Source organism: Rhodococcus sp. A14 (genome assembly GCF_011603105.1).
GTDB lineage: Bacteria > Actinomycetota > Actinomycetes > Mycobacteriales > Mycobacteriaceae > Rhodococcus_F > Rhodococcus_F opacus.
Genome location: NZ_JAAOQS010000276.1, coordinates 1 through 1,058, shown reverse-complemented (window position 1 = coordinate 1,058; position 1,058 = coordinate 1). Strand labels below are relative to the sequence as shown.

Here is a 1,058-nt window from a genome sequence, read left to right as displayed (position 1 = left end):
CGACCCCGCACCGCGGACGACCCCCAGTAGATCGCGCGCGCCACACCCCGCCCTTCCAGACAACCGACAGGAGTGATGAGTACCCGTCGCAGGGAGGCAGTCGTGAATGCGCCTGCCGGGTCGGTGGGCCGTTGGCCGAACGGATCTCGGGATGCCGCCGACGAGATCTTCCGGGCCGCGTTCGCCGCCACAATCAAACTCCCGGCTCGCCGGGACGAACGTCGTCGCCACTGAGGCAGGGTCAGGTACTCGCGCATACCGGCCTCGTACAGATGCCAGGCCGCGCCGCCCCCATGGTGCCGACGCCCTGGATTGCCACTGTCGTGTCGGCCGGAGTCCAGCCACATGCTTTCACCGCACCGATGCAGGCCTGGGCGACTCCGTAACCGCCGATCACATCGCCCAGCAGAAAACCGCTGAGCACCGGGGCGTTCAGATACGACTCCCTCCCCCGATCCCTTCAGTCCTCCAATCTTCGCGACCCGAGGCGAAGTACCCATGACCTCACATAGAGCACCGCCCCGGCGCGACGCGCTGCAGGGACGGGTGGGCGCGATGCACCATGGGCGCCGGCCCGGGCCTCGGGACATCTCGCCCGCAGCTGTGATCGCCTGGGACACGGAAAACAATGAGCGAACGGCTCACTTCTCGGACCGTGGCCCCCGCTCGGCCACCTCGCGCACCGCCGCCGCGACCGCCGGCGCGACGGTGGCGTCGAACACGCTCGGCACGATGTACGTGGCATTGAGCTCGGACGGCGACACCCTGTCGGCGATCGCCCCGGCCGCGGCGATCAACATCTCGTCGGTGATGTCGACCGCGTGCGCGTCGAGCAGACCACGGAACACCCCCGGGAAGGCGAGGACGTTGTTGATCTGGTTGGGGAAATCCGACCGGCCGGTGGCCACCACGGTGGCATGTTCGCCGGCGGCGACCGGATCGACCTCCGGGACCGGATTGGCCAGCGCGAACACGATCGACTCGTCGGCCATCGCCGCGATGTCGTCGCCCGTGACAATGTTCGGCGCCGAGACCCCGATGAACACGTCCGCCCCGAC

Annotated in this window: 2 protein-coding genes and 1 pseudogene; all 3 read right to left on the bottom strand. The window is 68.8% G+C overall.

What is annotated here, in order from left to right; genetic code table 11:
• A partial coding sequence (locus tag G9373_RS46105; RefSeq protein ID WP_206034014.1) for a hypothetical protein occupies positions 1-191 on the bottom strand: 191 nt, incomplete at its 3' end.
• 60 nt (positions 192-251) lie between these two features.
• Positions 252-436 (bottom strand): annotated as a pseudogene (locus tag G9373_RS47545) (glutamate dehydrogenase); the annotation flags it as partial.
• Between the two features lie 205 nt (positions 437-641).
• On the bottom strand, positions 642-1,058 hold a 417-nt coding region (locus G9373_RS45360), incomplete at its 5' end, for a malic enzyme-like NAD(P)-binding protein (RefSeq protein ID WP_277346761.1).